Origin of the sequence: Microbacterium sp., from assembly GCF_011620665.1 — a bacterium.
Lineage (GTDB): Bacteria > Actinomycetota > Actinomycetes > Actinomycetales > Microbacteriaceae > Microbacterium.
Genome location: NZ_WOYQ01000018.1, coordinates 1 through 26,801 on the forward strand (window position 1 = coordinate 1; position 26,801 = coordinate 26,801).

Here is a 26,801-nt window from a genome sequence, read left to right on the forward strand (position 1 = left end):
CACGTGACGCACTTGCGAGCGCTTACATCGAGGGTAACGACGGGGGGATGCCGATTCGGCGGTGTTCGCCATGGGCATAGCGTCGGTGACCTGGAGCCGAGCCTGCGCGACGACCGACTTCAGTCGCGCGGGACGAGGATCGTGAACCCGCCGACCACGTCGGCAACAGTGAAGCGGTCGGTGATCGCCGCGTACGTCTCGGGAGCGATCTGCTCCCCCGTCAGCTCGGACCCCGGAAACGCGTTGTCCCCAAGGATGACGAGCGCGATGTCCCCCGACGTCACGCGCGCGGCGAGCTCGGCATCGACCTGCGCGTTCGTGTATACGGGGTCGAGGTATTCGTAGCGCGTCGCGTTGGCCCGGTCGGCCATCGCATACACGAGGGGAGAGGTGGGCAGCACGAGGATGCCCCCGCCGGGTTCGGCGAGTTCGTCGATGCGCACGATGAGCTCGTCCAGGTCGTCGGGTGTGCTCGATGGTGGGCCGGCTGCGACGAACGGCAGTCCGCCGATCTCGGAGGCGACGGCGGCGGGTTCACCACCCAGGTTGAGCCCTGCCGTGCGGGCGGCCGACCACAGCGGCCAGACGATCAGCCAGGCGAGCACGACAACGGCGATGATCCGCAGGGCGGGGAGAGAACGTCTGGCGGAGCCCGAGCGGCGCAGAGTGATGAGGATGAGCGCGACCGCGCAGACGATCGTGGGTGCGGCGTTGTCGATCAGCTTCGCCTCGTCGATCGACGCGGCAAGCACGCGCAGCTGAAGCAGGGCGTACACGGCGAGCACCAAGGTCGTGACGGGCGCCGCGGCTCCCGACCCGGGTTCGGCCCGCTTTCGCAGACTCACGGCCGCGAACACGAGGTTGCCGACAGCGATCAGCGCGATGGCGACGAACGGGAAGACGAAGAACGTGAACACGTAGATCGAATACGCGAGGGGCGCGGTCAGAGCGGTGTCGACGAGACTCAGGAAGTAAGCGGTGGGATCGCGCTCGGTATAGGTGGTGCTCGGAAAAATGAACGTCCAGTAGATCCAGGCGCCGAACGCACTGCGCACCGCGGTCCAGATGACCCACGGTGTGATCGCGACGACGACCCCGGCGGCATACAGCAGGAACGCGCGCCAGTCGAGAACGGTGCGGACGCGGGCGGCGAAGATTCCGGCGAGAGCGACGAGCGCGACCGACACGCACATCCACGCACCAGCATCCTGAATCCAGAGCAACCCGATCCCTGCGCATGCGCCGGCACCGATCGCCCAGCCTCGTCGTCCGCTTCGCTCGAACCAGACCAGAAGCAGGATGGAGGCCAGAGCGGGAAGCGAACGGGCGGTGTTCGCACCGAGGAGGACGATGACCACCGGCGCGATGAGCGCGGCGACGGGCCGATCGGTGAGGCCGACCGTTAGCAGATAACAGACGACGGCACTGACGATGCCGACCACGAGCCCGAAACCGAAATCGGCCGACGTGACAGAGCCGGTGACCTCATCGGCGATGCCCGGTAGCAGATACGTCAGAGGCCCGTAGAAGGCGAAGAAGTCCGTATAGGGCATCTGGCCGTCGAGCAGTCGTTGCCCTCCGACGATGGCCGTACCGCTCTCGAACAGATTGAGCGTGCGCCCGAGGATGACGTATGTCGTCCATTGCGCGGCCGCGAGCAGGGCGACCCCTACGCCGAGCGCGCCGACGCGAAGGGGTGGAGAGGCCCTCAGCTCGGTTTGCCGGCTTCGCGCTCCCGCCGTCGCTGAGACCACTGGCGCCCTCTCCGGATGATCGGCTGTTCCACGTATCGGTAGCTAACTTCGGCCACGATGAGACTGACTGCCAGGCCCAGGAATGAGTTCAGGATACGGCCGACCGGCAGGTACTCGTTGGAGAACAGTTCGTAAAACGCGGCGTGGTACAGGTAGATGCCGTAGGAGCGTGTGCCGAACCAGCGCAGCCACGCCATGCTCAGCCCTCTGTTCACGAGCGATCGGCGACCGCTCGCCGCGTGCAGGATCAGGCAACCGGCCAGGAGCAGGACGGGAAGCGGTGCGATGTTCTGGGCCCAGAGGGGCCAGTCGGCGCGGGGCAGCACGAACACGAGAGCAAGCCCGACGAGACCCGCGATTGCGAGCGAAGAGCTGGAGACCCGCTCGATCGCTGCATCGCTCAAGCGCAACGCGATGAACGCGGCCAGAGCCCCGGCTCCGAACGCGGGAAGGTGACCCGTCGGGAGAAAGTAGTTCGGTCCGATCCCGAGCCAGACCGAGCCCGCCCATGTGACGAGCGCACCGCCGACGAACAGCGCCACCCCGAGCGGCACAAGCTGGATACGGCTCTTCAGCACGAGCAGCAGCGCGATCGGCCACACGAGGTAGAACTGCTCCTCGACCGCGAGCGACCACGTATGCCCGTAGGGGTCGGTGAAGGGAAAGTAGCCTGCCCTGCCGAAGTCGGCTACGTACAGCGCGACGGCGAGCGAACTGAGCGGGATGCCCTCCCCAGTGCCGATGACGAACGCGATCGGCGGGGCGATCACCAGCAGGAAGAGCGCGAGTGCCGGCAGCAGTCGCGCGGCCCGACGGACGTAGAAGGCGGCCATGTCCATACGCGCCGTCGCGTCGTACTCGCGCACCAGTATCCCCGTGATCAGGAACGCGGACAGCACGAAGAAGAGGTCGACCCCGAACGCGCCGCCCGGCGCGGCCTCGTAGACGAAATGGAATGCGAGTACAGCGAGGATCGCGATTCCGCGCACGCCGTCGAGCGGGGCGACCCTGCGTCCACCCGTCCTCGGTGCGATGCGGCCGGCGTCAGGGTCGGGCGCACGCATGTGCATGCCACCCCTGTCAGCAACCATTGAAGTCCTCGTCCGCAGATGGCGTTACTCTCGCCGAGACACCGCCCGTCAGATGACGCGCGAAGAACTCATTGTGCCGCTGATGCGCCGTTGACGCCCAGGATGGGGGTTGTGAACGGCTCTACGCCGGCAGAAGTCACCGTAACCGCGACGTCCTGCACCCCGACGAGCCCGTCGACCACCGTGATCTGGCCGTTCGGCGCGATGTCGGCGGTGCAAACCTTATCGGCGGGCACTCCCGACAGCGACACCGTGATGGCGGCATCACCGGTGACTTCGGCGCTCGTGATGGACTCGGGGCAGCCGGAGGAGCCCCAGAGCTGAACGATGAACGTGCCCTCGGCGGTGGACCAGCCGGCGCTGGGCGTCTGGTCGGACGTGCTCGCGAAGACCAGCCCCTCGTCGCCGGGGAGAGTGACCTCGCCCGTGTATCCGCCGGTGACCTCGATCGCAAGGTTCTCGGACGCATCCACGTCCTCGGGCACCGAGACCAGTGACACGCGCGGCGCGAAATCCGCGGTGCAGACACCCTCGGAAACGTCGACGAGGCTCACCTGCAGAACGCCGTCCGCGTACGAGACATCTTCCGCCGTCGGGATGCACGTCGATGAGCCCTGGGTGACCAGACCGATCATCCGGCCGCCGTCGAGCCAGGCGGCATCCAGTTCGGTGACGACCGCGGGGACGCTCGGCTCCGCGGTCTGCGTGGTACCGCCGGATGAGGACGCACAGCCGGCGAGCGCCGCCCCGGCGAGAAGCACGAGGGCGAGCGAGGCGCCGAGCGCCGCCGGCCGCCGCATCAGTTCGATCCGTAGATCGGGATGCGGACGTTGTCGAACTCGGGACTGCCCGCGAGCACCAGCGACACGTCGCTGTCTTCCTCCAGCCCGTCGACGACGGCCACCGTAGCGCGCGGCGCCATGTCCATCGTGCAGACCTGGTCGGCGGCGGGGGCCTCGAAGGTGACCGTAACCTCTGGGGGGCCGGATGCCGCGACATCGGAGACCACGGGGACGCATGAGGACGAGCCCCACGTCAGCAGCACGAACTGCCCGTCGGCGTCTGTCCAGCCGGCGCTCGGCAGGTAGTCGGTCATGCCGCCGCCGGTGAGCCCGTCGACGCCGTCAAGATCGGTGCTGCCGGAGTATCCGTCGCCGGTCACAGTGATCGCCAGATCCTTCGACGTGTCGACGCCATCGGGCACCTCGACCAGGGTGACGCGCGGCACGAGGTCGCGGGTGCACGCGGTGTCGGCATCCTGTTCCACGAGCATGACCGACAGCGAGCCGTCAGCTTCGAGGGTCGCGTCGTCGGCCGACGGGACGCAGGTCGAGCTTCCGGTCGTGACCAGGCCGATGATGCGGCCGTCGTCCAGCCAGGCCGCGTCGATCTCGACCTCGCTGCTGTCGCCCGTGGTCGGCGTCGACGAGGGGGCCGAGGCGGGGCTACTCGCACAGCCGGCGAGCGCGCCACCCGCCAGCAGGAGGACGACAGGAAGGGCGATGAGGCGAGGCGCAAGGGTCATGAGCTGATCTTTCCGCACGACAACTGGGGTTCGCCAGGGAAATCGATTACAGAGAGGTCACGGCGGCGGCTCGCTGCAGACAGGCACGACGCAGCTACCCATCCGCAACGTGACGACTTGCAGTTGCCCGAGGCAGGGCGTACTTGACGTGCTACTGGCAGTTGCCAGAGGGGTTGGCGTACTTGACGACGAAGCCAGGGTCGGCGGGGTTGGCCACCACGGCGCAACCATCACTGGGGTCAACCCACCGATAGGCGATGTAAGAAGTGAAGTCCGACGCACTTTGGCCGCCATTGCCGGCCACAATCCACAAGTTGAGTGTCGCGCCATCTGCTACGAGGATGTTTGCGGAGGGATTTGCCAGGTTCGGGCAGAGGAGGGTGGGGGCGATCGCCGCCGCGTTCGCGGTGGGGCACAGACCGCTGTACTCGTTCGCGGAACCATTGATGTTCTGAGCCCAGATCCCGGCGACACCCGCGGCATTAGTCTGGGGGAGGGTGACGTCGTTGCCGTTGACAAAGTTCATTGCCGTGATCTGGAACACCAATTGGCCGTTGCCTGCCGGGTTCGTCAAGCTAAACGGAACCTGGGGGGTCTTGGAGAGGTTTGCGCAGCCATCGTTTGAGTTGCCAACGGTTGCACACGCGTTCCCGAAGTTGAACGAGGGGGGAGGCGGCGGCGGCGGTTCAGATGCAGACGCGTACGGCACGGTCGCGGCGACCGCGATTGCAGGCACAGCCCATGCCATAGCCTTTGTGACGTTGCGACGGCTGACGCCGTTAGGCTCAGCCCCTTGGATTTCGCTCATGGCGCGAACCTCTCACTCAGTTCCGCACCCCAAATGCGAAAGCCCGTTTCCCCAGATCAGACGACAGGTGTGATCGTACCCCACGGATCGGTCTCTGACAATTTGACGATCGACATGTCTGACTGCCGAATCTCTCTTGGGATCAGCCTCGGCGGCGCTCGCAAACCTGCCTGTAGAAGGCCTCGTGTGCGCTGGCGACCTCCGCGTCATCTAGCAGGCCAGGTGTCCGCGCGGCGGCTGCGGCAAGCCTGGAGCGGAGCACTTCATCGCCCGAAAGTTCGCGCAGGGCCGCGGCCAGTTGCCGTGAATCGCGAGGGGAAAACCGCAATCCGTTGACCTTGTGCTCGACCCACTCGGTGGGGCCGCCCTCGTCTGCCACGATCACCACACGCCCCGCGGCGAGGTACTGTAGCACGTTCTGGCCCAGCGGTTCGGCACGGGTTGATGCCTGGACAGCGATATGCCAGGTGTCCAGTAGCGACTCGACATCGTCGACGTGACCGAGAAAGTCCACACGGTCGGCGATGCCGAGTTCGACGACTCGCCCTTTCAGCTCCGCGAGGTGGTCCTCGTGACCGAAGTAGGCATGGCCCGCGAGCTGCAGCCGCGCATCAGTTTCACCCAGCCCCCGCGCGAACGCCTCGACGAGAAGTGCCTGTCCCTTCCACGGGTCGATGCGTGCGAGCATCCCCACGACGAGCGGGCCCTGCGGTAGCGGTCGGCTCTGTTCGCGGATCCTGAGTCCGGAGGCGCTGGGAATCACTGCAGCGACCGCGTCCCGACGGAGGTACGGCAATGCCGAGTCGAGTGTCGCCTGGGTGTCGGTGACGACCCCGTCGACGCGGGGAAGCACCACCCGCCGCATGGTCTTGAAACCCACTCTTCCCAGCGCATCGGCGTGGACCATATCTCGCAGATGAGCAACGAACGGAACGCGCGATGTGCGTGCTGCGAGCGCGCCGTACGCCGCAGACCTCGTCGTGTTGGCGTCAACCAGGTCCGCGCGATGGAACGCGGGATGCAGCCGCGTCGCCCACGCCTGCGCCAGAAGTCGAGCGGAAGCGTCTGCGATCAGCCGTGGGTCTCCTGCGCTCACACCCTCCGGCTGTCGAACTCCGGCGGTTCGAACCGGCACTCCCGGCGGCAGCTGGTTGAGCCAGCTGGAGCGCTCGATGGGAGGAATAAGCACAGCGGGGCGCCACTGCACTCCTGCTTGCAGCATCCTGACCAAAGCTAACTCGGCGCCTCCCGCGGAGCCGGTATGACCGAGATGGACGACCTTCAGGCCGCCGTCGCGCCCAGAGTGACTCATCGAGGCGCTATCGTTCGCGAGTCGTCCGTCAGGAGGAGAGCGGGCTGCGCCGCGGCCGCGGCATACGCCTCGACATCGGGGCGCGGCATTCCGAACAACACATGAGCGAGCTGAGCGAGCGGGGGAATCTCCTCGCGGATCATCTGAAGGTAAGCCTCCGCGCCCTGCCCCTGCGGATCGATGATGTCATCGGCGTCCGGATCCGCCGCCGCACTGCGGGCTCGTGCGAGATCGGCGACAACGGTGCGGAGATCCTCAGTCGATTGCAGGCTGCGCCGGCGAAGGGTGCCGGCGACCCGCCCCGACTCTCGAACGGTGAAGCTTCTGCGCAACGCAGACGGCACCCGCCCGATGGCGCTCTCAAGGTGACGTCGCGTCGCGACCAACACCACGTCGGCATCTTCGAGCATCCGATCGGTGATCTGCGTCGCGCGATGCGTCGAGCCATCACCACCGAGTGCGACCGCGATCTTCTGGGCACGGGTTCCCATGCGAGCGCCGACCGGCGCGCCGAACCCGGCGCTGGAGATCTGAACGCGCTCAGCAAGGTCGGCGGGGAGATACCAATGAACCCACTCCTGACACAGCGTCGCGGCGAGCGCAGAGCGGTGGATGTTGCCGGTGCACGCGACCAGCACCTTGAAGTCCTGCTCCACGGCACGCTCCCCCGGGTTGCCACCCGCCTCAGCCGACCGCAAGCGGCGATTATGGTTACCTGCGAAGCCTATAGGAGGTGCCGTGCGCGTACTCAGGGTGTCGCACAGCGCGGCCGTGGATGAATGGCGGGGGCGTGAGCGTGGCCTCCGGAGGCTCGGCGTCGAGGTGACGCTGCTGAGCGCACAGCACAGTCGCGAGGGGTCCGGGGTCGTGAAACTGGTCGCGCGCGCCGATGAGCAGGTGACCGGCGTTGCCACGATCGGTGAGCATCCCGCCTTGTTCGTCTACGACCCTCGGCCGCTGTGGCGAGCACTCGGCGAGAAGTGGGACGTGATCGACATCCATGAGGAACCGTTCGCGCTCGCGACCGCTGAGATCCTCTTCTTGCGCTGGTTGCGCCGTAATCGCAGCCCGTTCGTGCTCTATACCGCCCAGAACCTGCGCAAGACGTATCCGATCCCGTTCAGTTGGTTCGAGCGCCACGCGTTGCGCTCGGCCTCCGGCATCTCCGCGTGCAACGCCGATGCGGCGCGAATCGCGGAATCAAAAGGCTTTCCGGGGCAAGCACGTGTCATCCCACTGGGCCTCGACGAGACACGCTTCAACCCCGCGGCAAGCACAGCGGCTCAGCCCGGTGACACCACCGCCGGTGAGATCACCGTTGGATTCATCGGACGACTGGTCGCCGAGAAGGGGGTCTTCGTGCTGCTCGATGCGCTCGCCCTCAACCCGATGCTGCGCGCGCGGATTGCCGGAAGCGGACCGCTGCTGACGTCGCTACATTCGGATGCCGGTGCCCGCGGCGTCAGTGATCGCGTCGAGATCGTCGGGCCGGTGGGCCCCGACGAGCTCGTGGATTTCTATCGATCGGTGGACGTGCTTGCGGTGCCGTCGCTGCCCACACCGACCTGGACAGAGCAGTTCGGCCGGGTCGCGGTGGAGGCGATGGCGTGCGGCACTCCCGTTGTCTCGAGCGACGCGGGTGCGCTCCCCGATGTGGTCGGGGCTGCCGGTATCGTCGTGCCGCACGGTGATGCCCCCGCCCTCGCTGCCGCCCTGGCCGTTGCTGCGGGTGGGCGTGCGCAAGAGCTGCGGGCCGCGGGCCTGGTCCGCGCGGCGGAGTGCACGTGGGACGCCGTTGCCGACGACTGTCTCGACCTCTATCGATCGATTCGTCCGATTGTTTCGGGCGGCTCGGCCAGGGGTCTGGAGATCGTGACCGTCGCGTACGGACGCCCAGACCTCTTACGTCGAGCTCTGGAACCGGTCGTCGGGTTGCCAATCACCGTGGTGGACAACTCGTCGCTCCCAGAGATCGCCGCCCTGTGCGAAGACCTGGGCGTGCGATACATCGACCCGGGCCGCAATGGCGGGTTCGGCGCAGGTGTGAATGCGGCGCTGGCTGATCGCCTCATTCCCGGCGGCGACGTTCTCCTGCTCAATCCGGATGCAGCCATCGAGGCTGATCAGATCGCCGCTCTGCATGCCGCCCTGGCCGCCGATGCGAGGTTGGCGTCGGTCGCTCCTGCGCAGGTCGATGAGGATGGGCAGCCAGCTCGGGTGGCATGGCCGTTTCCTTCGCCCGCGAACTCGTGGCTCGAAGCGATCGGGCTGGGACGCTGGCAACGTGGGCCGCTGTACGTCATCGGCGCCGTGCTGTTGCTGCGCGCGGAGGCACTCGCTCAGGTCGGTGGGTTCGACGAGCGGTTCTTCCTCTATGCGGAGGAGACCGACTGGGCATTCCGAGCGCGACTCCTGGGTTGGCGCCACCGACTCGTGACGGAGGTGGTGGCCACGCACGTCGGCGCAGCAACCAGCACCGACTCCCAGCGCCGCGATGCGCACTTCTATGCGTCGCAGGAGAAGTACCTCCGAAAGCACTTCGGTGTGCTGGGGTGGCAGTCAGCGCGAGCGGCGAACTGGGTGGGGGCGATGGCTCGTTCGGTGATGCTCGAGGGGGAACGCGGCCAGGCTGCTCGGCGGCGAGCAGCATTGTATTGGGGAGGCCCAGTGCGGGCCGAGGGGCGGTTGCGAGAGAGCTGACCTACGCCGGAGGGCGCTCATCGTGGAGGCTCTCGTAGACGTCTTCGACGAACTGCGAGATATTGTCGAAGCCGCTCACCGGGCCCCCTGCGAGCATGCCGTCGGCGCCGAGCAGGACCGCGGTCGGCGTTGGCCAGTCTGCGATCGATCCCCTCACGTAGTCATTCGGATCGTGCAGCGACTGGGGTGTGGTTCTCTCGGTCAGTTTCCCCCCGTCCTCGGGAGCCAGTCGTGACAAGAAGCGGATATCGACCTCAGGGAGCATGGCCGCCCACTCTGCCTTCTTTTCGATCACCGGCGTGCAAGACCCACACGTTTCCGAAACCGCAAGAACCAGAATCGGGCGAGTTGCAGCGAGCTCTCGGAGGTTCGCGGTCGTCCCGTCCGCAAGGGTCACAGGAACAGCGGGCGTCCGGACGCGAATGTAGTCGAGCTCTTCGCCATCTTCGATCTGGCCAGTTTGCGCCGTGAGGGACGCTGCGCCGACGATCTCGGCGTCGCCGTCGGGCCACAGGATCACCATGGCCGTCACCGCGGCGACCGCTGCCCCGAGCACCCATCCCCAATCCGCGCCGTCGACTGCAGCTAGCGCACCACCCAGCAGCGGATTCACCCAGATCACGGCCGTTGCGCCGACGGCAACGACAAGCAGCCACACATTCCGTACGACGGTGATCCGGGTGACAGGGCGCGGCGCGCCGAAGCAGGAGCACTCTGCACCTGGCGAGCTGCGTAAAGAGCGCGCGACGAGGACGGTGTACGAGGTCATGAGCCCGACAGACACCAAGGCTGCGAGCAGACCGAGCACGCCCCCCAATACGGCCAGCGCGGCACCGAGTGCCAGCTCACCCCAGGGATGGAGCCGCAGGAGCCACGGGCGTCGCAAGACCGCCGGAACCCCCATGTTCGCCCATCCGTTCAGATCGTCCGGGCGGCGAAGCTTGGCGATGCCGCTCACGATCATCACAACCGCCATCACGAGGGGCAGGACAATCGACAGCGAAGCAGTCACGAAATGATGCTACAGGCCGCCGATTTCCGGGGCTCTGCGCTAGTCCTCCGAAACCGAAGGTCCTTACCGGGACGACTAATGTTGCTGCGGGAGAGGCGGTGACGTGGAATGACGCACATCGTGCAGATCGTCCCCGTCATGGGCCCAGGCGGCGGTGTGACCGGTGTCTCATGGAATCTCGACCGAGAGTTCCGTTCGTTCGGCGTGATAACGGAATCGTTCACCTACGCATCCGCCCGACGCGGGAAGCCAGAGCGCCCCTGGCCCCGGAGCCGACCGGGCCGTGCAGTGGCGTTGACACGCCAGATGCTCTGGTTCTTCATCGTGGGCACCGCTCGCGCGAAGGAATTCCTGGCCGAGCGGCCGGATGCAGTCGCGATCTGCCACAACAACGTCATGGCCGGTGACATCTACGTCAACCACGGTCTTGTCGTGGCTGCCATGCAGGCCCGCGGCGGCGCATGGTGGCGGATGGCGCGCAACCCCACGCACCTGTTCACCTATGTCCGCGACTTCGTCCGCTACCGAAGCGGTGTGCACCGCGCCGTCGTCGTGCTTTCGCAGACCGAGGAGCGCACTCTCGTCAGGACTTACGGCAAGGTCGCCCCCGAAATCGTCGTCATTCCCAATGGGGTCGACCTAGAGCGCTTCCACCCGCCCACGCCCGCTGAACGCGAGAGCGCGCGCGCGTTCTTCAAGCTCGATGAGGAATCGCGTGTCGCCTTGTTTATCGGTCATGAGTTCGGTCGCAAAGGCTTGGAGTACGCGATCGATGCACTGGTCGAGGCCACCACGGTCCTGCTGATGGTCGCGGGTGGGCGAGAGAACACGGTTGCGGAGGCCCGTGAGCACGCACTGCGAGTGGGAGTTGCACCACGAGTCTTGTTCGCGGGCACCCGGGGCCACACGCCGTTGCTCATGCACGCCGCCGACATGTTCGTGTTGCCGAACGCCTACGAAGCCAATGCACTCGTGATTCTCGAGGCTCCCGCGAGCGGCCGGCCCGTGCTTGCGACACGCACCGGATATGCTCCCGAGGTCATATCGGATGGCGTGAATGGCTACCTTGTCGAGCGCGACGCCCACGAGCTCGCCGTGCGCATGGAGGAGCTTGCCGCGACAGATCCGGGCTCATGGAGCCTTGGGTCAAGGGCCAGCGTCGAGCATCTCGCCTGGCGCGCGATCGCCCAGCGCTATCTTGTGCTGGTCGACGAACTACGACAGAGGCGGTCAGACCAGTGACTGCGGGGATGCGCATCCTCCACGCAATCCGTTCTGACGAGTTCTCCGGTGTCGAGCAGTTCGTCCGGCGCCTCGCGATCGAGCAAGCTTCTGTGGGCCACCAGGTGCACGTGATCGGCGGCGATCCGGCACTCATGCGAGCGCCTCTGAATGCACGGGGCGTCGGCTTCACGCCCGCGACACGAACGCTGGAAGTGTCTCGAGCCGTCCGCCGGTTGCATCGTCACGTCGATGTCGTCAACACCCACATGACCGCCGCAGACGTTGGTGCAGTGTTCGGCCTGAGTGCGGTGCGATCACGCCCAGCCATCGTTGCCACGCGCCACTTCGCGCAGCCGAGGGGCCGCGTCGGTCGCGTGCCGATTGACGCACTCGTCCGTCAGAGAATCGATGCGGAGATCTCCGTCAGCAAGGCGGTTGCAGCCGCGATCGGTGTCGACAGCACGGTGGTTCACCCCGGGGTCGAGCCGCGGCCGCAGTCCAGCCCCGCGCTTCGCACCCGGGCCGTCCTCATCGCTCAGCGCCTGCAACCCGAGAAGGCGACGAGTCACGGCATCCGAGCCTTCGCTGAATCCGGCCTTGCGCAACGCGGGTGGTTTTTGAATGTCGCAGGAGAAGGAGCGGAACGCGAGTCGCTCGAAGCGCTCGCGAGGCAACTCGGCATCGGCGATGCCACGCGCTTCATCGGCTTCCGCACCGATCTTCCGTCGCTGATGGAGAGCGCGGGCGTGCTGCTGGCGCCCTGTCCGTTTGAGCATTTCGGCCTGACCGTTGTCGAGGCGATGGCCTCCGCGCTGCCTATCGTCGCGGCCGATGCGGCCGGGCATCGCGAGATGCTTTCGGGTCTCGACCCGCGCGCGCTCTTCACGCCGGGCGATGTTTCTGCGGCGGCGGGGCAGATGTCTTCACTCGCGGCGGACGAACCTGGTCGAGCGGCGCTCGGCAGGGCCGAACGTGAGCGGCAGAACCAAGACTTCTCCCTCAGCGCTCAGGCAAACGGCACCGAGAAGGTCTACAGCGCGGCACTCGCTCGACGGCGCTCAGCCACACAAACTTTCGAGGCCCCAGAGTGACCGACCTGGTGGTTATGTCGCTCGAACGATGGGACAGCGTCTGGCGGCGTAACCAGCATCTGGTCGCGGGCCTGATCTCGGCGGACCCGACCTTGCGGGTGCTGTTCGTGGAGCCCCCCGCAGACCCGTTGCACGACCTCGCTTCGGGCCAACGGCCGTCGCGTGGGCGCGCAGGCGCTGAGATCCCTGGCGTTGCCGAGGGACACCTGTGGCGGTTCCGTCCGGTCAAGTGGCTGCCACGCAAGATCGACGCGCAAGCAGATGAACGCCTCGCCGGCGCGGTGATGAAGGCGACACGCAAGCTCGGGATGGCGCATCCGCTGCTCTGGATCAACGACCCCAGCGCGACCACGTTGTCGATGCGATCGGGTTGGCCCACGCTCTACGACATGACCGACGACTGGCTCTCGGCTGATCGGCCCACCGCCGAACTCTCCCGAGTCGCTCGCGCTGAAGCGCATCTGCTCGGTCACGCAGCGGAGGTCGTGGCGTGCTCACCCGAGCTCGTACGCCGCAAATCACCGTCACGCCCGACGACTCGCACGCCGATCACCCTCATTCCGAATGCGGTGGATGCGCCGGCCTACCGCCGACCTGCCCCGCGACCGACCGACCTGCCCCGCGGGAAGGTCGCGGTGTACGTCGGCACGCTGCACGAGGATCGGATGGACATCACCCTCTGCGAAGCGACGGCCCGCGCAATCGGGAACGACGCGACGCTGGTCCTTGTCGGACCCAACGCGCTCGATTCCGACAATTCAGACCGCCTGAGGCACGCGGGAGTCCTCCTACTCGGCGCTCGCGACCGCGAGGCGGTGATCGCGTACCTGCAGCATGCCGACGTGCTCGTCGTTCCGCACGTAGTGACACCATTCACCGACAGCCTCGACCCCATCAAGATGTACGAGTACCAAGCGGTTGGGAGGCCCGTGGTCGCGTCGCCGGTGGCCGGTTTCCGAGACGCCGAGGTTTCACGCTTCACGATCGCGGAGGGTGTCTCATTCACGGCCGCCGTGTGCGCTGAGCTTCGCTCGCCATCGCCCTCGCCCTCGCCCTCGCCGATGACAGTTGCTCGGGTGGCGGATTGGACCGATCGCGTACGCGCGATGGCCGATGTGATTCGCCGCCTCGAGGCGGCAAACGGCTGAGTTCAGCCCAATAACGCGTCGACGGTGCGCTCCCATGTGAAGTGCGCCGCGCGATCCCACGACGCCTGGGAGCGGCTTGCCCACTCCTTATCGTCCTGCGCGAGGCGCACGAAGGCATCTGCCATCCCCGCTGAGTCGCCGTGTGGAACAATCATCGCCGCGTCACCGCACGCTTCGACAAGGCCGGCCGAGTCAGAGCAGACGACCGGTACACCGGCAGCCATCGCTTCGAGCGCTACCAGAGGGAGTCCTTCCGCCCACTGAGAAGGTATGCACACAGCCGAGGCGGTGCTGAGTATCTCGATGATTTCGGCCTGCGGCGTGAACGGGAGGAACTGCACTTCGCAACTCAGGGTTTCAGCGACCTCTCGGAGGGTGCGTTCAAAGTGCGTGAGCGGCTCCCCCGCCGCGTGACTTGCACTGCCGATGACACGCAATCGGACTGGCCGGGCCAGTCGTGTGGCCGCTCGTCCCACTGCTTCAAGCGCGAGATGCACACCCTTCTTCTCCGTGACGCGCCCCACGAACACGACATCGAACACGCCGTCACCGGGTTCGCGATGGCCGCCGATCTGGAACGCGGTGTCGACTCCGTTCAATGCGGTGAAGAATCGGTCATCCTCGCGACCGATGCGCTGCACCACGTTTCGGCGCAGATGATCGGCGCAGAACGCCACGCGGTCGGCTGCGTCCAGGAGACGCGTCAGCTCACGGCGTCCGTACGTCCGCGAGAGGGGATTGTGGACGTACAGCACGACTTCGGAGGTCTCTCGGACCGCCCGCCACTGCGGCAGGGATGCTGAGGCGTAGTGCCCCTCGTACAGCAGCACGGTCCGAGGAGGATGGTGTTGCACATCCGCGATCGCGGGGTCGTACTGATGACCGTGGTGCGGCCGCAGAAGACCCGCCCGCCCGGCGGCGATGTCGACTGCAAGCTCGCCGCAACTGAACCACTCGCGTGGACAGACACTTGTGTAGTCGACATATCGGTTGTGGACCGGCGCGGTCAGCGCAAGATCCCGATTGTCGCTGAGCACCGCCGAGGCGCTCCCACCGCGTGCGATCACCACGTCGGAGATCCGTTGGGCGACCTGCATGAGGGTCGAACCCTGCACGCCGAACGCCATCGGAACGTGCGCGACCTCTCCGGTTGCGCGCTCGATGACCATCTATGCACGATACCGGCGCTGACGCTCGGCTAGGTGCGGAGAGGCCACCGAGAGCCGGGTAACATTCGACAAGTGAAGTCGACCGTCATCCTCCCTCCCGCGCGCTTGGCATTGCCACGCTGGCGAGAGTTGTGGGAGGCACGCGAAGTGGCGCTGAGATTCGGTCAGCGCGACGTGGTGTTGCGTTACCGCCAGACCGCGATCGGCGTCGTATGGGTGCTCCTGCAGCCGCTTGCCGCCGCCGGCATCTTCTCGATCATCTTCGGCAGCATCGCGCAGCTGCCCACGGGTGGCGTCCCCTACTTTTTGTTCTCGTTCATCAGCATGCTGGCCTGGACGCTGTTCAGCAGTGTCGTGAATCGCTCGGCACCGTCACTTGTGGCGAATCAATCTCTCGTGTCGAAGGTGTTCTTCCCGCGCATGCTGGTGCCCCTATCGACGGTGCTGTCGGCGCTGCTTGACTTCGCCGTCGCGCTCGTTCTCGGCATCGTGCTGCTGTTCGTCTACCAGGTGAATCCGGGCTGGGGCGTTCTGCTGTTGCCTGTGTGGGTGCTGCTTTTCGCGCTGTTGGGCATGGGTATCGGACTGGCGGCGTCGGCGTGGATGGTCCGCTATCGCGATGTGCAATACGTGCTGCCGTGGGTCATGCAGGTCGCGCTTTTCGCGACACCGGTCGCCTACTCGCTCGACGCAGTTCCGGCCAACCTCGTGTGGCTGTTCAACCTCAATCCACTGACATGGCTGATGGAGTGCTTCCGTTTTTCGATGCTCGGCACGGCAGCACCGGCGGCGTGGCAGATCATCGGCGCAATCATCGTCGCTCCGGTGGTGTTCCTGCTCGGAACGGTCGTGTTCCAGCGCAGCGAGCGCACGTTCGCCGACCTGATCTGAAGCTGCGCCTCACCACGATCGACCGACCTGCGACAGAAGGATTAGCGCCCATGCCGGACGGCACCGCGATCGCGGTCTCTGACCTTTCAAAGACCTATCAGATCAGCCACCAGCACGCGCCGAATCGCGCAACCGAGGCCCTGGTCGAGTTCCTGCGCCACCCGATCCGCCGGAAGAAGTTCGAGCTCTTCGACGCACTTCATTCCCTCGACTTCACGATCGGCCAGGGCGAGGCGGTGGGCATCATCGGGCGCAATGGCGCGGGCAAATCGACGCTGCTCAAGCTGCTCACGCGGATCACCGCGCCCACGACTGGGCGCATCGAGCTGTCCGGCCGCATCGGGAGCCTGCTCGAAGTCGGCACCGGATTCCACCCTGAATTGACCGGGCGCGAGAACATCTACCTGAACGGAACGCTCCTGGGTATGCGCCGGCGCGAGATCATTCGCCGCTTCGACGAGATCGTCGACTTCGCCGGTGTCGAGAAGTTCCTCGACACCCCCGTGAAGCGCTATTCGTCCGGCATGTACGTGCGCCTGGCGTTCGCGGTCGCCGCGCACCTCGACACCGAGATCCTCGCGATCGATGAAGTGCTCGCCGTCGGCGATGCCGAGTTCCAGCGCAAATCCATCGCCAAGATGCGCGATGCCGCGGCCGATGGTCGAACTGTGCTGTTCGTCAGTCACCAGATGCAGACCGTCATGAATCTCTGCACGTCTGCGCTGTTCCTGCAGGCGGGTGCTCTCGCGTTCCAGGGCGACGTCGACTCGGCAATGGCCCGGTATCGCGACTCGTTCGATGACTATGTGGTCGCGCAGCAGGAGGCCTCGCGCCGACCGGGGACGGGCGAGCTTCGCGCGCGTGCGGTGTCCGTGGCCGATCCCACTCCGACCGTCACCGACACCAAGGTCATAAACATCTCGCTTCCGGCCGCCGAACGCGAACTGCCGAACTATTTCGTGTCCTGCCACATCTCCGATGCGAATGGCGCCACGCTCGCACAATGTGATTCACGGCTCTCCGGCACGTGGCTCGAAGCCGACCGCGCGCACGAACTCACGCTGTCGATCAAAGATCTGTGGCTGCGCCCCGGCCGCTACTCCGTCGACGTCTTCCTGTGCAACATGGGCGTCATGGACGCCTGGGAGGGCGCCAGCGCGTTCGAAGTGCTCCCGGGCATGCCGTACCCCGAACACGCCAGCGAAGACGCCTACGCGGCGACTCCCGTCCTCGCAGACTTCGACTACTCGCTCTCCTGAGACCAGCGAGCGACGCGGCGCTGTAGCGCGAGCGGTGCCTCGCCGTAGCGGCGCGCAACGTCTGCGCCGATCGCCCAGGCGAGCAGCAGCAACGCACGCGCCCGACCGCGCGAGCCTAAATGTCGAGTCCCCGCGAGTCCGAATCGTCGGACGAATTCCATCCGGGCTCGCAGGCCTGCGCCCGCAAGTCGCGCGAAAAGCAGTCCGTTACGCAGGTAGTAGAAGGTTCCAAGCCTCGCCGCGCTCCCCGTGAACGACGCCGATACCGCATGCAGGATGCTGACATCGCACGCGACGACGAGTCGAATACCGCACGCTGCCGCCCGCAAGCTCCATTCCGAGTCTTCGAAGTTGAGGAAGAACCGCTCATCGAAAAGCCCGACACGACGCCATGCGTCCGAGCGAGCGGTGATGCAGCATCCTGCGAGCACGGTCGATGACCGCAGGCCCGATTCGCACAGCTCGAGATCCTCGGGCGCGGTGTGAAACGGAAAGCCGTTCGCGACATCGAGAGACCCGCCGCCGAACCAGAGCTTGTCCGGGTCATCGCGGTAGCGCACGACCGGGCATACTGCCACGTCGGCCGACTCGGCGATCGAGGCCAATGCCGTCATTGCACCAGGCGAGATCACCGTGTCGTTGTTCAGGATCGTCACGGTTCCCGCGGCGAGTTCGTCCATCGCATGACGGATGCCGCGATTCATGCCGCCTGAGAACCCGTGGTTTCGATCGAGCGCCACCAGATGCACGGCGGGCCAGCGCTCCGCCACCGCCTCGAGCGTGCCGTCGGCCGAGCCGTTGTCGACGACCAGCACCTGCGCTTCGGGCGAGCCCTCAACGAGCGATTCGACGCACGCGAGCGTATCCGTTCGACCACGCCAGTTGAGCACGACCACCACATGAGGCTCGCTCCATGTCGCTTCCTTGCTCATCCGGCTCGATCCGTCAGGTCGGGCGACGGCGAACGACGCGCCAGACGAGGCCACAGATCCCGCGCGAACGGGTGCAGGTTTTTGGTGAACTGCCACAGGAGCGGCACCGGCATCCACCGAAACACAAAATACGCGACACTGCGCATGCCGTCCACGTGACCCCACGACCGAGTCTTCTGCCATACCGCGCCTGCGGAGCGCGCCCACGAGTTGTGGATGATCGCGTCCTCGGGTCGAAGCTCTTCCCAGCGTTGCTCGCCCTCCGTTGCCGGGCGTCGAACTTGCAGCGATCGATCGTCGCCGATAACCAATGCCCGGAGGAATGGGGCATCGGCGCGCCGTGCGTCTGCCAGTACCACCTCAGGTTTGACCGCTATCGCCCCCGGGTAGTCGTAGCGTGAAGAACCGTCCTCGCTCACCACCTCGAAGACCCAGCGCTTCGTGCGGCGAAACAGCACCCGCATCGGCCATTCGACCGCACTCAGTCCTGAATCTTCGGCTGCGTCGATCGCCTGGAGGAGTGCGGCGGGGTTCGGCAGGTATTCGTCGTTATCGATCTGAAGTACCCAGTCGACTCGTCCTGCCAGCGCGTCCAGCGCCGCCTGCCGCTGCGCGGTGTCGGCGCGCATTGGTTGCTCGAGGTCGGTCCATGTGCCTTCCAGCGTCCTCAGGATGCCGCGGTGATCCAGTGTGCGAACGATGGCGAGCACGTCGTCCACGGGAATCGGCCGACCGGCCCACCCGATTCCCTCCGCGGGCAACGGCACGACGAGCTCTTCCAGCAGTGGATAGTAGGCGACGAGGGTCTTGGCAAGCCAGTTGGGATCGCCGGGAAGGATGTAGGCGCCAATTCGGCGTCGTGCCATGTCATCTCCTCTGGTTCCCGAAGCCGGGCAGATTGGCCACCCCGGTCCCATCCAACTAGATTTGGAACGTTCCCCCTATTCTCCTGGAGGTCGGCGTGAGCCAGGTGCGCGAACTCCTGAAGAGGATTACTCCGCGGCCGGTGGTAGCAGCCGTACGGTGGTGGCACGACGTGTGGAGCGATCTGCGGCTCCGCCTACTCACTGACATCGGCTATTTCCCGTCTCACCGAGTGCGCGGATTCTTCTACCGCCGCGCCGGCCTGCAGGTCGACCCGACCTCGAGCATCCATTGGCGCGCCGAGTTCTACGCGCCGGAACGGATTTTTGTCGGGCGCGACTGCACGATCGGTGACAGCGCGTTCCTCGACGGCCGCAGCGGGCTCCGCATCGGTAACTCGGTCAATTTCGGCAGCCACGTCACGATCTTCACCCGCCAGCACGATGTCAACTCCCCTGACTTCGAGGAAACCGGGGGACCGGTCACGGTGGGCGACCACGCCTGGATTTCCAGCCACGCGATCGTGCTCCCTGGTGTGACGATCGGCGAGGGTGGTGTCGTCGCCGCCGGCGCGGTCGTGTCGAAGGACGTGGAGCCCTACACCGTCGTGGGCGGTAATCCCGCGCGCTTCATCAAGGACCGTTCCCGCGATCTGCACTACACGCTCGGCTATGCGAAGCGCTTCGTCTAACGCACAGCGAGCACTGTAGTGTTTCGGCGTGACCACGGCATCGGCACTCCCTCCCGTCGACTTCGTTCTGAATTGCTTCCAACGCAACCTCGATCTCGTCACCGAACCCGGATACTTGGACCGCGCGGCCTCGCAACATGGCCACCCGTTCGAAATGAGAACGCTCCTCATCAACAACGTTGACGACCGCGAGTACGCACGCCGTCGCGCTCAGGCCGCGATCGAGCGAGGTGAAATCGACCGCTTCGTCTTCGTCGATGACTATCTGGACGCCGCGTTGCGCCGAACGAACACGAAGCGACGAGATTTTGGTCGCTATCTTCATTGGTCGGACTGCTGCCTCGTCGCACTCTGCCTCGATGGTCCGGATTTTCTCTGCTATGTCGACGTTGACCTCGACCTCCGCGGCACCGGCGACTGGGTCGAGAAGGGGCTTGAGCTTTTCGCCGAGGACTCGCGAGTCGGCGTCGCGAACCCCAATTGGCGCATGTCGGACGGGTCAACCACGGTCGAGCAAGAATCAGACACAGTCGGGCCCGGATGGTTCAAGGGATATGGATTCACCGACCAAATTTTCCTCTGCCGCCGGTCTCAGTTGGCTCGACCACTGTTGCGGCGTTGGGTCCCGTTCCTACTGATTTCCCCGGCCTCTGCTCGGTTTCCCGGGCACCAATTCCCGGTTGGCGCCAGCACCCTTTTTTCGAACAGATCATGGATGCGTACATGCGGAGCCGACGCATTCTCCGAGTGACAATTGTGGCTCGAGAGTTCGAGCCGATACCGATGACTGCGTACCCGACGCGAGGAACTGCAGAGCGTGTCGCCCGTCGCGTCTCTCGAGAGTGGATTCGCATGATTTCCGGTATGCGCCGGCGGTATCCGCGCCTCATCACCAGCCCCAGGCTTCGAACGACCGGCCTCCGTGATTCGAACTTCAACCGACCGATCTGACGTGACGGCAAGCGCGGCCTGGCAGGCGGTATAGGGATTCGTAGCGTTCCGCGACCAACGTCAGGTCGAAGTCCGCCGAGCGTCGCGCCGCAAGTTTGCTGAGCTGCCCGCGAAGAGCCTTGTCGCTGAGCACCCGCACTATCTCACCTCCCAATCGCTCTCCTTCGGCGAGCACGCCGAACCGCCCTTCGTCGGTGACGAACCGCGCGCCCGCGTTGGGTGTTGCGACCACGGGAAGCCCTGCAGCCATCGCTTCGGCGTACGGGATGCCGAATCCCTCGTAGCTGGAGGGTAGGCAGAACGCCCACGCGCGCTTGTACTCGTCGGCGAGCTCTGCGTCGCTCAGTCGGCCGAGTACAACGACGCCGTCGGGAACGACTGCGGGAGCGTCCTGAGTGACCATGCGGAGGGTTGCACCCGCCACGCGCGGCCGGACCTGCTCGTCGAAGATGTGGGCGAGGTCGGCGCCGCGTTTGCGACCATTCCAGGTGCCGACGAACAGCACGGTCGGGAATTCAGCCTTCTGCGCGCCCGGCGCACTGAAAAAGGCGCGGTCGACGCCGTTCGGAATCACGGTCGACACCCACGGCGTCCATCGTCGGGTCTGAGGGGAGATCAGCACGGTTGTGTCGGCCACGAGACTTGCAAGCACCTCGGTGAAGCCCAAGAGCACCATGCGCAACTTCTCGCGCACGCCGCGAATGTGCCGCGCCTCCTCGAAACAAGACCCGTGCAGGGTACGCACATGCACCGGTACCCGACGGCGCCACATCCAGTAGTCCTCGCCGTGAGCATGGAGCACGTCGTACGACGAGAGATCCCGACGGCGCATCTCTGACGCGAACCGGAACGTCCTCAATGAACCCGTCAGCGGCACATGAATGTGCCCATACAGCGCGCCGTCGACCGGCGCGCACGGACTGAACACGTCGACATGGTGACCCCGACGCGTGAGCTCGTTGGCGAGGGCATGAACTTGATATCCGACGCCGATCTTGCTTTCACTCGGCAGGTAGTAGGAGATCATCGCGATCCGCAGGGAGTTCCGCGCAGCTTCCGCGGTCGAATCCCGGCGACGTCGGCTCACGTCAGGCCGTCTCTCAACGCCTCGAGCCAGCCGTGTCCCTCACGCAGGTCAGGCTCGAGGTGATTGCCCTCAGCCCACTCGTTCCACGACTTGACCCACAGCAAGCGCTCCTCGGTGGGGCGATCGCCGAGTAGCGCCACCGCGTCCACGACGTTGCGCCGGAAGCCCTCCGGGGTCGCGCCCGTCACGGCGAGCCCACGGCGTCCGGCCCGGGGGGTGTTGTCCCAGTTTGGGTACACACACGGCTGCACATGCGGATTTCGCGGGTAGTCTGCGACGATCTTGTCGGAGTAGGGCCAGATCTCGGGGCCGCCCAACGACTTGCGCGCGACACGCATGCGGAAGGTACTCGCCCGATTCACATCCACAGGCAGTCGCATATAAGCGCTCGAATCGAAGCCATCGGCGACCGCTGCCGCGGTGCCGTAGCGCGGTCCCCTGCCGAGCAAGTCGCTCGCTTCTGCGACGAGATATAGCCCGTCGAGCCCGGCGACGCGTGCCATGCTCTGCCAGCGCTCGACGAATGCCGCGGCATCTGGCAGCTCCTCCGGCCGGAAGACGTAGAAGACCGGACGCCCGTTCACGCGCAGGTAGCGCTCGTCGAGGAATGCAGGGAGCACCGAGTCGAAGTGGAGTCTGTCATCTTCGGCGCCGGGGTAGGTCTGCTGCTTGAGAACCTTGTCGTGAGCCGCGTGCCAGGCCCCAGTCCAGGTCTGATTCGCCCAGGCCAGGCAGAACTTGACGTCGGGATGCCCGCTCTCTAGCACCTCCCGGAAGGGGCGTTCGAGAATCCGATCCCCCGCTCCGAACCAGTAGTGCCAGTAGGCGAACGCCTCGATGCCGTACTGCTGTGCGAGATCGCTTTGCGCCTGGCGCGTCTCGGGGACGCGCAGGTCATAGAAGCCCAGGTCGGCGGGGAGCGTCGGCTGCTGATGGCCGGGGAACAATCGACGCGCACGGGCGGTGTTCGTCCACTCCGTGAAGCCGGGCCCCCACCACTGGTCGTTCTCGGGGATCGGGAAATACTGAGGCAAATAGAACGCGATGGCGCGCGCGCGCAATTCCGCGGAGTCAGTCACGAGCGAATCAGGGCCTGCGCGCCCGCGGACGGCGCGCTTCTGCCGCCGCGTCATCAGGCGGCGCGCCGAAAACGCCGTCGAGGTCGAATGACATGGCCTCACTCGAGACCGCATCCGCGCTCTCGAGCTTCGCAGCACTCCCGTACTCGCGCCGGTACTCGTAGGAATAGGGGGAGGAATCGACGCCGCGTAACGGCACCTTGTTCAGAACGATCCCGAGGGCCCGCCCCCGCGCCTTTTCGAGTGTGTCCAGCGCCTTGTCGACGAGGTCGTAGGTGGTCTTCCCCAAACTCAGCACCAGAAGCGCTCCGTCAGCCTGATGTGTGAGCACAGCACCGTCCGTCACCGGCAGCAACGGTGGTGCGTCGATGATCACGGTGGCGTGCGAGGCAAGGTCGGCCAACAGCGCCTTCATACGTTCAGAGCCGAGAACTTCACTCGGGTTCGGCGGAATGCTGCCTGCCGCCAGCACGAAAAGGTTCTGCGATCGCGGGGTGCGCTGCAGCATTTCGCTCAGCGCGGCGCGGCCGGACAAAACATCGGTGAGTCCCGCACCACCAGGAAGGCCCATCGTTTTGGCCACCATTGACCGCCGCAGATCGCCATCGACGAGTACGACGGTGCGGCCGCTCGCGGCGAGCGTCAGAGCGAGATTGCAGGCGATGGTCGACTTGCCATCACCCGGGAGCGGACTGGTGACCACTATCGTGCGCGGCGGATGGTCGACGTCCATGAATTGAAGGTTGGTGCGCAGGGCACGCAGCGCCTCAGAAACGGCGAAGCCGTTGCCCTTCTGCTTGCCCTTGCCGCTGCCAAAGATGCGGTTGTCTCCGTCGAGACCCTCGGTGATTGGGATGCTACCCACGACGGCTACACCGGTCTTGGACTCGACATCATCACCAGCACGTACGCGGCGGTCAGACACAGTGCGGACCAGCGCGAACGCGACGCCGAAGCCGAGGCCCAGCAAACCAGCCACGATCAACGACGTGCGCACATCGGGGAAGATCGGCTCGCTGGGGAGCGCCGCCGAATCGCCGGGGACAATCGTGACAGCGGAAGAATCGGGCGTTCCGTCGCCTTCGAGGTCGTCGATCGCGCTCGCCATCGAACGAATCCAGGTCTCGGCGAGGTCGCGAGCCTCCATCGGTGAAGGACCCGTCGCCGTAACGCGAAGGATGACCGTGTCCGGAGTGTTCGTCACGGCCACCCTTGTGACAAGCGCCTCGGGGGTCGTGTCCAGGCCGAGCTCGTCAATGGTCTGCTGTGCGACGACCCGCCAGCCGGCGATGTCGAGGTAGGACGCCACTTTCGAACGCGCGAGAGAGTCGCCCGCGATCGAAGTGCCGACATCTTGCGTCTGGCGCGAAGCGACGAAACCGCTCGCGGACGCTTCATACACGGGAGCCTGGAGCAGCGTCCACCCGTAGCCGACACCGACGCCAAGAGCGACCATCAGCACGATGGCCACCCAGTGCCGTCGAAGACCGCGAAGATAATCGCGCAACTCCATATCGCCCCCGGATGTGTCTACAGCGTCGGACAACGCTGATCAGCGACGCGACGGGTAAAAGCCGATTCTATGTCAACGACGTTCAACGTGCATGCGCTGAACCCTGGCAGAGCGAGCCTGAGACTCGTCCCACACCTTGGCTCCCAAGCAGATGCCCGCGATGACAAAAGGGATCGACACCTGCGCGGCAACCCAGAACAAGTCAAACTGACCTTGCACGAGGCGGCTCAGCGTCACGGCGAGTGCCAGCGTTCCGAAGCGGGGGTCGACGTGCCACAAGACGAAAATGATCCCGATCCACATTGCCACGAAGCCGACGAGTCCGACGAGCCCTGCTGATGCGAGCACCTCCAGTTCGGCTTGTGGGGGCTGAAAGGCCGCGGTGGTGTCGGTATACCAGTACCGCAGCCCATGGCCGAAGACGGGCGACAGCTTCCACAGGGCGTACACCTCGCGGAACCATTGAAGACGCTGAAAAACAGAGTTGTACTGGTTCTGAGATTCGACCTGTTCAATGACCATCACCGTGACGAGCCAGATTCCCGGGATGACCAGGAGCAAGACAAGTCGGGAGCGGCCACTCGCGCCTCGACGGGAGGCGATCAAGACGATTGCGAAGATGAGCCCGACTATCGCCTGTCGAGACTGGGTCATCAGGATCGCGAGGATGAGCAGCCAGAATGCCGCACTCGCCCAGTTCTTGCGCCACGCCATCCAGTCTGGATTCGCGTAAGCGACGACCGCCGCGAAAGCCATCGCGGTGCCCGCAAGATTCTTGTGGATGGGGAGCGGAACGAGTGGGTACACCGGTCCGAAGTCGCCGGAGGCGTACTGGAGAATTCCGGTGATCAACGTCCCGACCGCGATCACGCATGCAGTACCGACGATCAACAGAAGTGCAATCCGGGCATATCCGCCGCGCCCGAGCGCCCAGCCGACGACCATCGCGCCGGAGACCAGAAGCCAGGCATGGAACCACTCGACCGTATTCGCGGCGTACGGATTGACGATCACGGTGAACAGCGTCGTGAACTGATAGAAGAAATTCAGCCACAGCAGTTGGCGGAGCGCCCGACTATACGGTCTGGTTCCCAGCAGCACCGCAGTGCCAAAAGCGGCCGCAAGCGCGACGTCCGAAACCGAGAGTCCGAGCCCTCCGAGCGCCACTCGCTCGACGATGAACAGCGCGGGCATGGCCATGAGCGCGATCGCCATCGGCTTGCTTTGTGTGATCGATGCGCCGATAACAAGGGCGGCAATCGCGCCGGCGGTAAAGATCCCGTTCGATACCCCCTGCTCTAGGAGAAAGTACCCCGATAGCGCGGCACCGGTAGCAAAGAGCACCCAGCGCCAGGCATTCGCCCACCAGTCGGCAATCCGCATACGCCAAACAGGCGCCCGTGCGGTGGATTGGCTCATTCGGATCTCCTTGCGAGAGTCGATCAAGTATCGCAGGCGCTGCTCAGTCGACTCCCACCTGCAGAAGACCCTGATCAATGAGGCGCTCAACGAAGTCGTCGACTTCTCCGGCGATGTTGCCTGGCGGCGGGGCGAGCAAAGTGGCGACGCGCTGCGCCAGTGTCTCGCGATCCCCCGAGCAGGCTTCGATCCAGAGGAACGCCGCCACCCCCTCCAGTACCACGATCGGCCCATCCGGAAGGTGCGCGATGTACACCGCGTCAGCCTCTTCGACTACAGCGACACCTGGAGCAGGGGCGAGACGCGTCATCGTCGGCCGCCGCGACGCGCGAGCCAAGCCCAACCCTCGGCGAACACCCTGCGGGGGCGAGCGATGAACGCGGCGGCCACTTCGCGGCGCGTCGGCGCGCGCCCGAGCTCGATCGACAGGTGCTCGACGTTCACGAGCGGCGCGCGCGCGGCGACGAGGATTGCGGCGCCGAGCGATGGCGCGCTGCGCACACGAGCCCACCACTCCTCCGATCGCGTTCCCCCCTCCGACACCACCTTCCACAGGCGGTAGTCGCGCTGATTGCGGTAGTGATCCAGGTCGCCCGTCGACGCTGCGAACGCGACCCGCGCGTCCAATTCCTCGACCAGCGCGTCAACGGCGGCGCGCCGCTCCGGCGAGGCATCGGTCCAGCTCAGCACGAGATCGCGCCCTGAGCCGCGCGCCCGCGCGGAGTTGAGGACGAGTAGCACCGCCTGTGCGGCAATGCTGGGCACACGGCACCCGACTCCTGCGAAGTCAACCTCGTCGCTGTCGATCCACATGCGTTCGAACGCGACTTCGGGAGCCACCCGGATGCCGGGGAACCATCGATGCAGATCGAGATAGCCCCACGCATCGTGGAGGTATGTCTGGGCATGGCCGAACGGCGATCCGTACACGAAGGTGCTGTAGACCCGCCACCCTCGTGCGCGAAGCGCGCGATCAAGCGCGGCGACGTGGGCGGGGCGGACGAGCACGTCTACGTCGGTTCCGGAGAACTCCGGCCGTAACGACAGGTCGGCGGCATCGCCCTTGATGTGCAGCACATCGACGCCGATCTCATCGGCGACCACCTGCAGAGCGGCACGCCCGAAGCGCAGGCGCACTCGCAGCGGAACCGGAACATCGGTGGAACTCCGCATGGCGCTACTGCAGCGCGCTCGTGAGCCGGGCCAGATTGTCGAGCACTGTCGAGCGCAGCGGCTGCTTCTCCCACTCCTCGAGCGTCAGCTCACGACTGAGCGCACGGT

At 65.6% G+C, this 26,801-nt stretch carries 25 protein-coding genes; 8 read left to right on the plus strand and 17 right to left on the minus strand.

Annotation, left to right across the window (positions count from 1 at the left end; genetic code table 11):
* Positions 1-119: 119 nt before the first annotated feature.
* The 7 genes from QZV81_RS02685 to QZV81_RS02715 all read right to left on the minus strand — a co-directional run bounded on the left by QZV81_RS02685 (position 120) and on the right by QZV81_RS02715 (position 7,188).
* Positions 120-1,754: a hypothetical protein gene (locus QZV81_RS02685; RefSeq protein WP_292832097.1), complete on the minus strand. Its 1,635-nt coding sequence runs from the start codon at positions 1,752-1,754 to the stop codon at positions 120-122.
* A complete protein-coding gene (locus QZV81_RS02690) occupies positions 1,709-2,824 on the minus strand; it encodes an acyltransferase (protein WP_292832100.1) in 1,116 nt (371 codons plus the stop codon). The genes QZV81_RS02685 and QZV81_RS02690 overlap by 46 nt, the downstream gene beginning before the upstream one ends.
* A gap of 89 nt (positions 2,825-2,913) precedes the next feature.
* Positions 2,914-3,645, minus strand: a complete 732-nt coding sequence (locus QZV81_RS02695; protein WP_292832103.1) for a hypothetical protein — start codon at positions 3,643-3,645, stop codon at positions 2,914-2,916.
* Positions 3,645-4,370: a hypothetical protein gene (locus tag QZV81_RS02700; protein WP_292832106.1), complete on the minus strand. Its 726-nt coding sequence runs from the start codon at positions 4,368-4,370 to the stop codon at positions 3,645-3,647. Before QZV81_RS02700 ends, QZV81_RS02695 begins: the two co-directional genes overlap by 1 nt.
* A gap of 151 nt (positions 4,371-4,521) precedes the next feature.
* A complete protein-coding gene (locus tag QZV81_RS02705; protein ID WP_292832109.1) occupies positions 4,522-5,178 on the minus strand; it encodes a hypothetical protein in 657 nt (218 codons plus the stop codon).
* A gap of 142 nt (positions 5,179-5,320) precedes the next feature.
* Positions 5,321-6,367 (minus strand): glycosyltransferase, encoded by a 1,047-nt coding sequence (locus QZV81_RS02710; protein WP_292832112.1) that lies wholly within the window; start codon positions 6,365-6,367, stop codon positions 5,321-5,323.
* Positions 6,368-6,486: 119 nt separating this feature from the next.
* Entirely contained in the window at positions 6,487-7,188 is a 702-nt protein-coding gene (locus QZV81_RS02715; protein ID WP_292832115.1) for a hypothetical protein, read from the minus strand.
* Between the two features lie 40 nt (positions 7,189-7,228).
* On the opposite strand from QZV81_RS02715, the gene QZV81_RS02720 reads away from it, so the two are divergent.
* Positions 7,229-9,190 carry a glycosyltransferase gene (locus QZV81_RS02720; protein WP_292832118.1) on the plus strand — a complete coding sequence of 654 codons (1,962 nt, stop codon included), beginning with the start codon at positions 7,229-7,231 and terminating at the stop codon, positions 9,188-9,190.
* A gap of 1 nt (position 9,191) precedes the next feature.
* Here QZV81_RS02720 and QZV81_RS02725 read toward each other — a convergent pair whose 3' ends face one another.
* Entirely contained in the window at positions 9,192-10,202 is a 1,011-nt protein-coding gene (locus QZV81_RS02725) for a MauE/DoxX family redox-associated membrane protein (protein ID WP_292832121.1), read from the minus strand.
* Positions 10,203-10,340: 138 nt separating this feature from the next.
* Here QZV81_RS02725 and QZV81_RS02730 point away from each other — a divergent pair, with 138 nt between their 5' ends.
* The 3 genes from QZV81_RS02730 to QZV81_RS02740 are packed head-to-tail and all read left to right on the plus strand — an operon-like array spanning position 10,341 to position 13,665.
* Positions 10,341-11,444, plus strand: coding sequence for a glycosyltransferase family 4 protein (locus QZV81_RS02730; RefSeq protein WP_292832164.1), 1,104 nt, complete (start codon positions 10,341-10,343; stop codon positions 11,442-11,444).
* An 8-nt stretch (positions 11,445-11,452) separates the two neighbouring features.
* A complete protein-coding gene (locus QZV81_RS02735) occupies positions 11,453-12,517 on the plus strand; it encodes a glycosyltransferase family 4 protein (RefSeq protein ID WP_292832124.1) in 1,065 nt (354 codons plus the stop codon).
* Positions 12,514-13,665 (plus strand): glycosyltransferase, encoded by a 1,152-nt coding sequence (locus QZV81_RS02740; protein ID WP_292832127.1) that lies wholly within the window; start codon positions 12,514-12,516, stop codon positions 13,663-13,665. Before QZV81_RS02735 ends, QZV81_RS02740 begins: the two co-directional genes overlap by 4 nt.
* A 2-nt stretch (positions 13,666-13,667) precedes the next feature.
* On the opposite strand, the gene QZV81_RS02745 is transcribed toward QZV81_RS02740, so the two are convergent.
* A complete protein-coding gene (locus tag QZV81_RS02745) occupies positions 13,668-14,834 on the minus strand; it encodes a glycosyltransferase family 4 protein (protein ID WP_292832130.1) in 1,167 nt (388 codons plus the stop codon).
* A gap of 147 nt (positions 14,835-14,981) precedes the next feature.
* On the opposite strand from QZV81_RS02745, the gene QZV81_RS02750 reads away from it, so the two are divergent.
* Both QZV81_RS02750 and QZV81_RS02755 read left to right on the plus strand, forming a co-directional pair.
* Entirely contained in the window at positions 14,982-15,725 is a 744-nt protein-coding gene (locus tag QZV81_RS02750) for an ABC transporter permease (RefSeq protein WP_292832133.1), read from the plus strand.
* 50 nt (positions 15,726-15,775) lie between these two features.
* The gene (locus QZV81_RS02755; RefSeq protein ID WP_292832136.1) at positions 15,776-16,984 is read left to right on the plus strand and encodes a polysaccharide ABC transporter ATP-binding protein; all 1,209 of its coding nucleotides are present in this window, start codon (positions 15,776-15,778) and stop codon (positions 16,982-16,984) included.
* Here the strand turns inward: QZV81_RS02755 and QZV81_RS02760 are convergent.
* On the minus strand, positions 16,969-17,916 hold the full coding sequence (locus tag QZV81_RS02760; protein WP_292832139.1) for a glycosyltransferase family 2 protein: 948 nt from the start codon (positions 17,914-17,916) through the stop codon (positions 16,969-16,971). The two genes, QZV81_RS02755 and QZV81_RS02760, sit on opposite strands and share 16 nt — an antisense overlap.
* Positions 17,913-18,782, minus strand: a complete 870-nt coding sequence (locus tag QZV81_RS02765; protein WP_292832142.1) for a hypothetical protein — start codon at positions 18,780-18,782, stop codon at positions 17,913-17,915. The genes QZV81_RS02760 and QZV81_RS02765 overlap by 4 nt, the downstream gene beginning before the upstream one ends.
* 95 nt (positions 18,783-18,877) lie before the next feature.
* On the opposite strand from QZV81_RS02765, the gene QZV81_RS02770 reads away from it, so the two are divergent.
* Both QZV81_RS02770 and QZV81_RS02775 read left to right on the plus strand, forming a co-directional pair.
* Positions 18,878-19,471 (plus strand): acyltransferase, encoded by a 594-nt coding sequence (locus tag QZV81_RS02770; protein WP_292832145.1) that lies wholly within the window; start codon positions 18,878-18,880, stop codon positions 19,469-19,471.
* A gap of 28 nt (positions 19,472-19,499) precedes the next feature.
* The gene (locus QZV81_RS02775; RefSeq protein WP_292832148.1) at positions 19,500-20,222 is read left to right on the plus strand and encodes a hypothetical protein; all 723 of its coding nucleotides are present in this window, start codon (positions 19,500-19,502) and stop codon (positions 20,220-20,222) included.
* Positions 20,223-20,405: 183 nt separating this feature from the next.
* Here the strand turns inward: QZV81_RS02775 and QZV81_RS02780 are convergent, their stop codons facing one another.
* From QZV81_RS02780 to QZV81_RS02805, 6 genes are all read right to left on the minus strand, one after another.
* Entirely contained in the window at positions 20,406-21,509 is a 1,104-nt protein-coding gene (locus tag QZV81_RS02780) for a glycosyltransferase family 4 protein (RefSeq protein ID WP_292832150.1), read from the minus strand.
* A complete protein-coding gene (locus QZV81_RS02785) occupies positions 21,506-22,588 on the minus strand; it encodes a glycoside hydrolase family 99-like domain-containing protein (protein ID WP_292832153.1) in 1,083 nt (360 codons plus the stop codon). The genes QZV81_RS02780 and QZV81_RS02785 overlap by 4 nt, the downstream gene beginning before the upstream one ends.
* Before the next feature lie 7 nt (positions 22,589-22,595).
* The gene (locus tag QZV81_RS02790; RefSeq protein WP_292832156.1) at positions 22,596-24,101 is read right to left on the minus strand and encodes a polysaccharide biosynthesis tyrosine autokinase; all 1,506 of its coding nucleotides are present in this window, start codon (positions 24,099-24,101) and stop codon (positions 22,596-22,598) included.
* A gap of 72 nt (positions 24,102-24,173) precedes the next feature.
* Complete coding sequence (locus QZV81_RS02795) at positions 24,174-25,520, minus strand: O-antigen ligase family protein (protein ID WP_292832158.1); 1,347 nt, start codon at positions 25,518-25,520, stop codon at positions 24,174-24,176.
* A 43-nt stretch (positions 25,521-25,563) separates the two neighbouring features.
* Positions 25,564-25,776 carry a hypothetical protein gene (locus QZV81_RS02800; protein WP_292832160.1) on the minus strand — a complete coding sequence of 71 codons (213 nt, stop codon included), beginning with the start codon at positions 25,774-25,776 and terminating at the stop codon, positions 25,564-25,566.
* 50 nt (positions 25,777-25,826) lie between these two features.
* Positions 25,827-26,693, minus strand: coding sequence for a 2-nitropropane dioxygenase (locus QZV81_RS02805; RefSeq protein WP_292832162.1), 867 nt, complete (start codon positions 26,691-26,693; stop codon positions 25,827-25,829).
* Between the last annotated feature and the right edge of the window lie 108 nt (positions 26,694-26,801).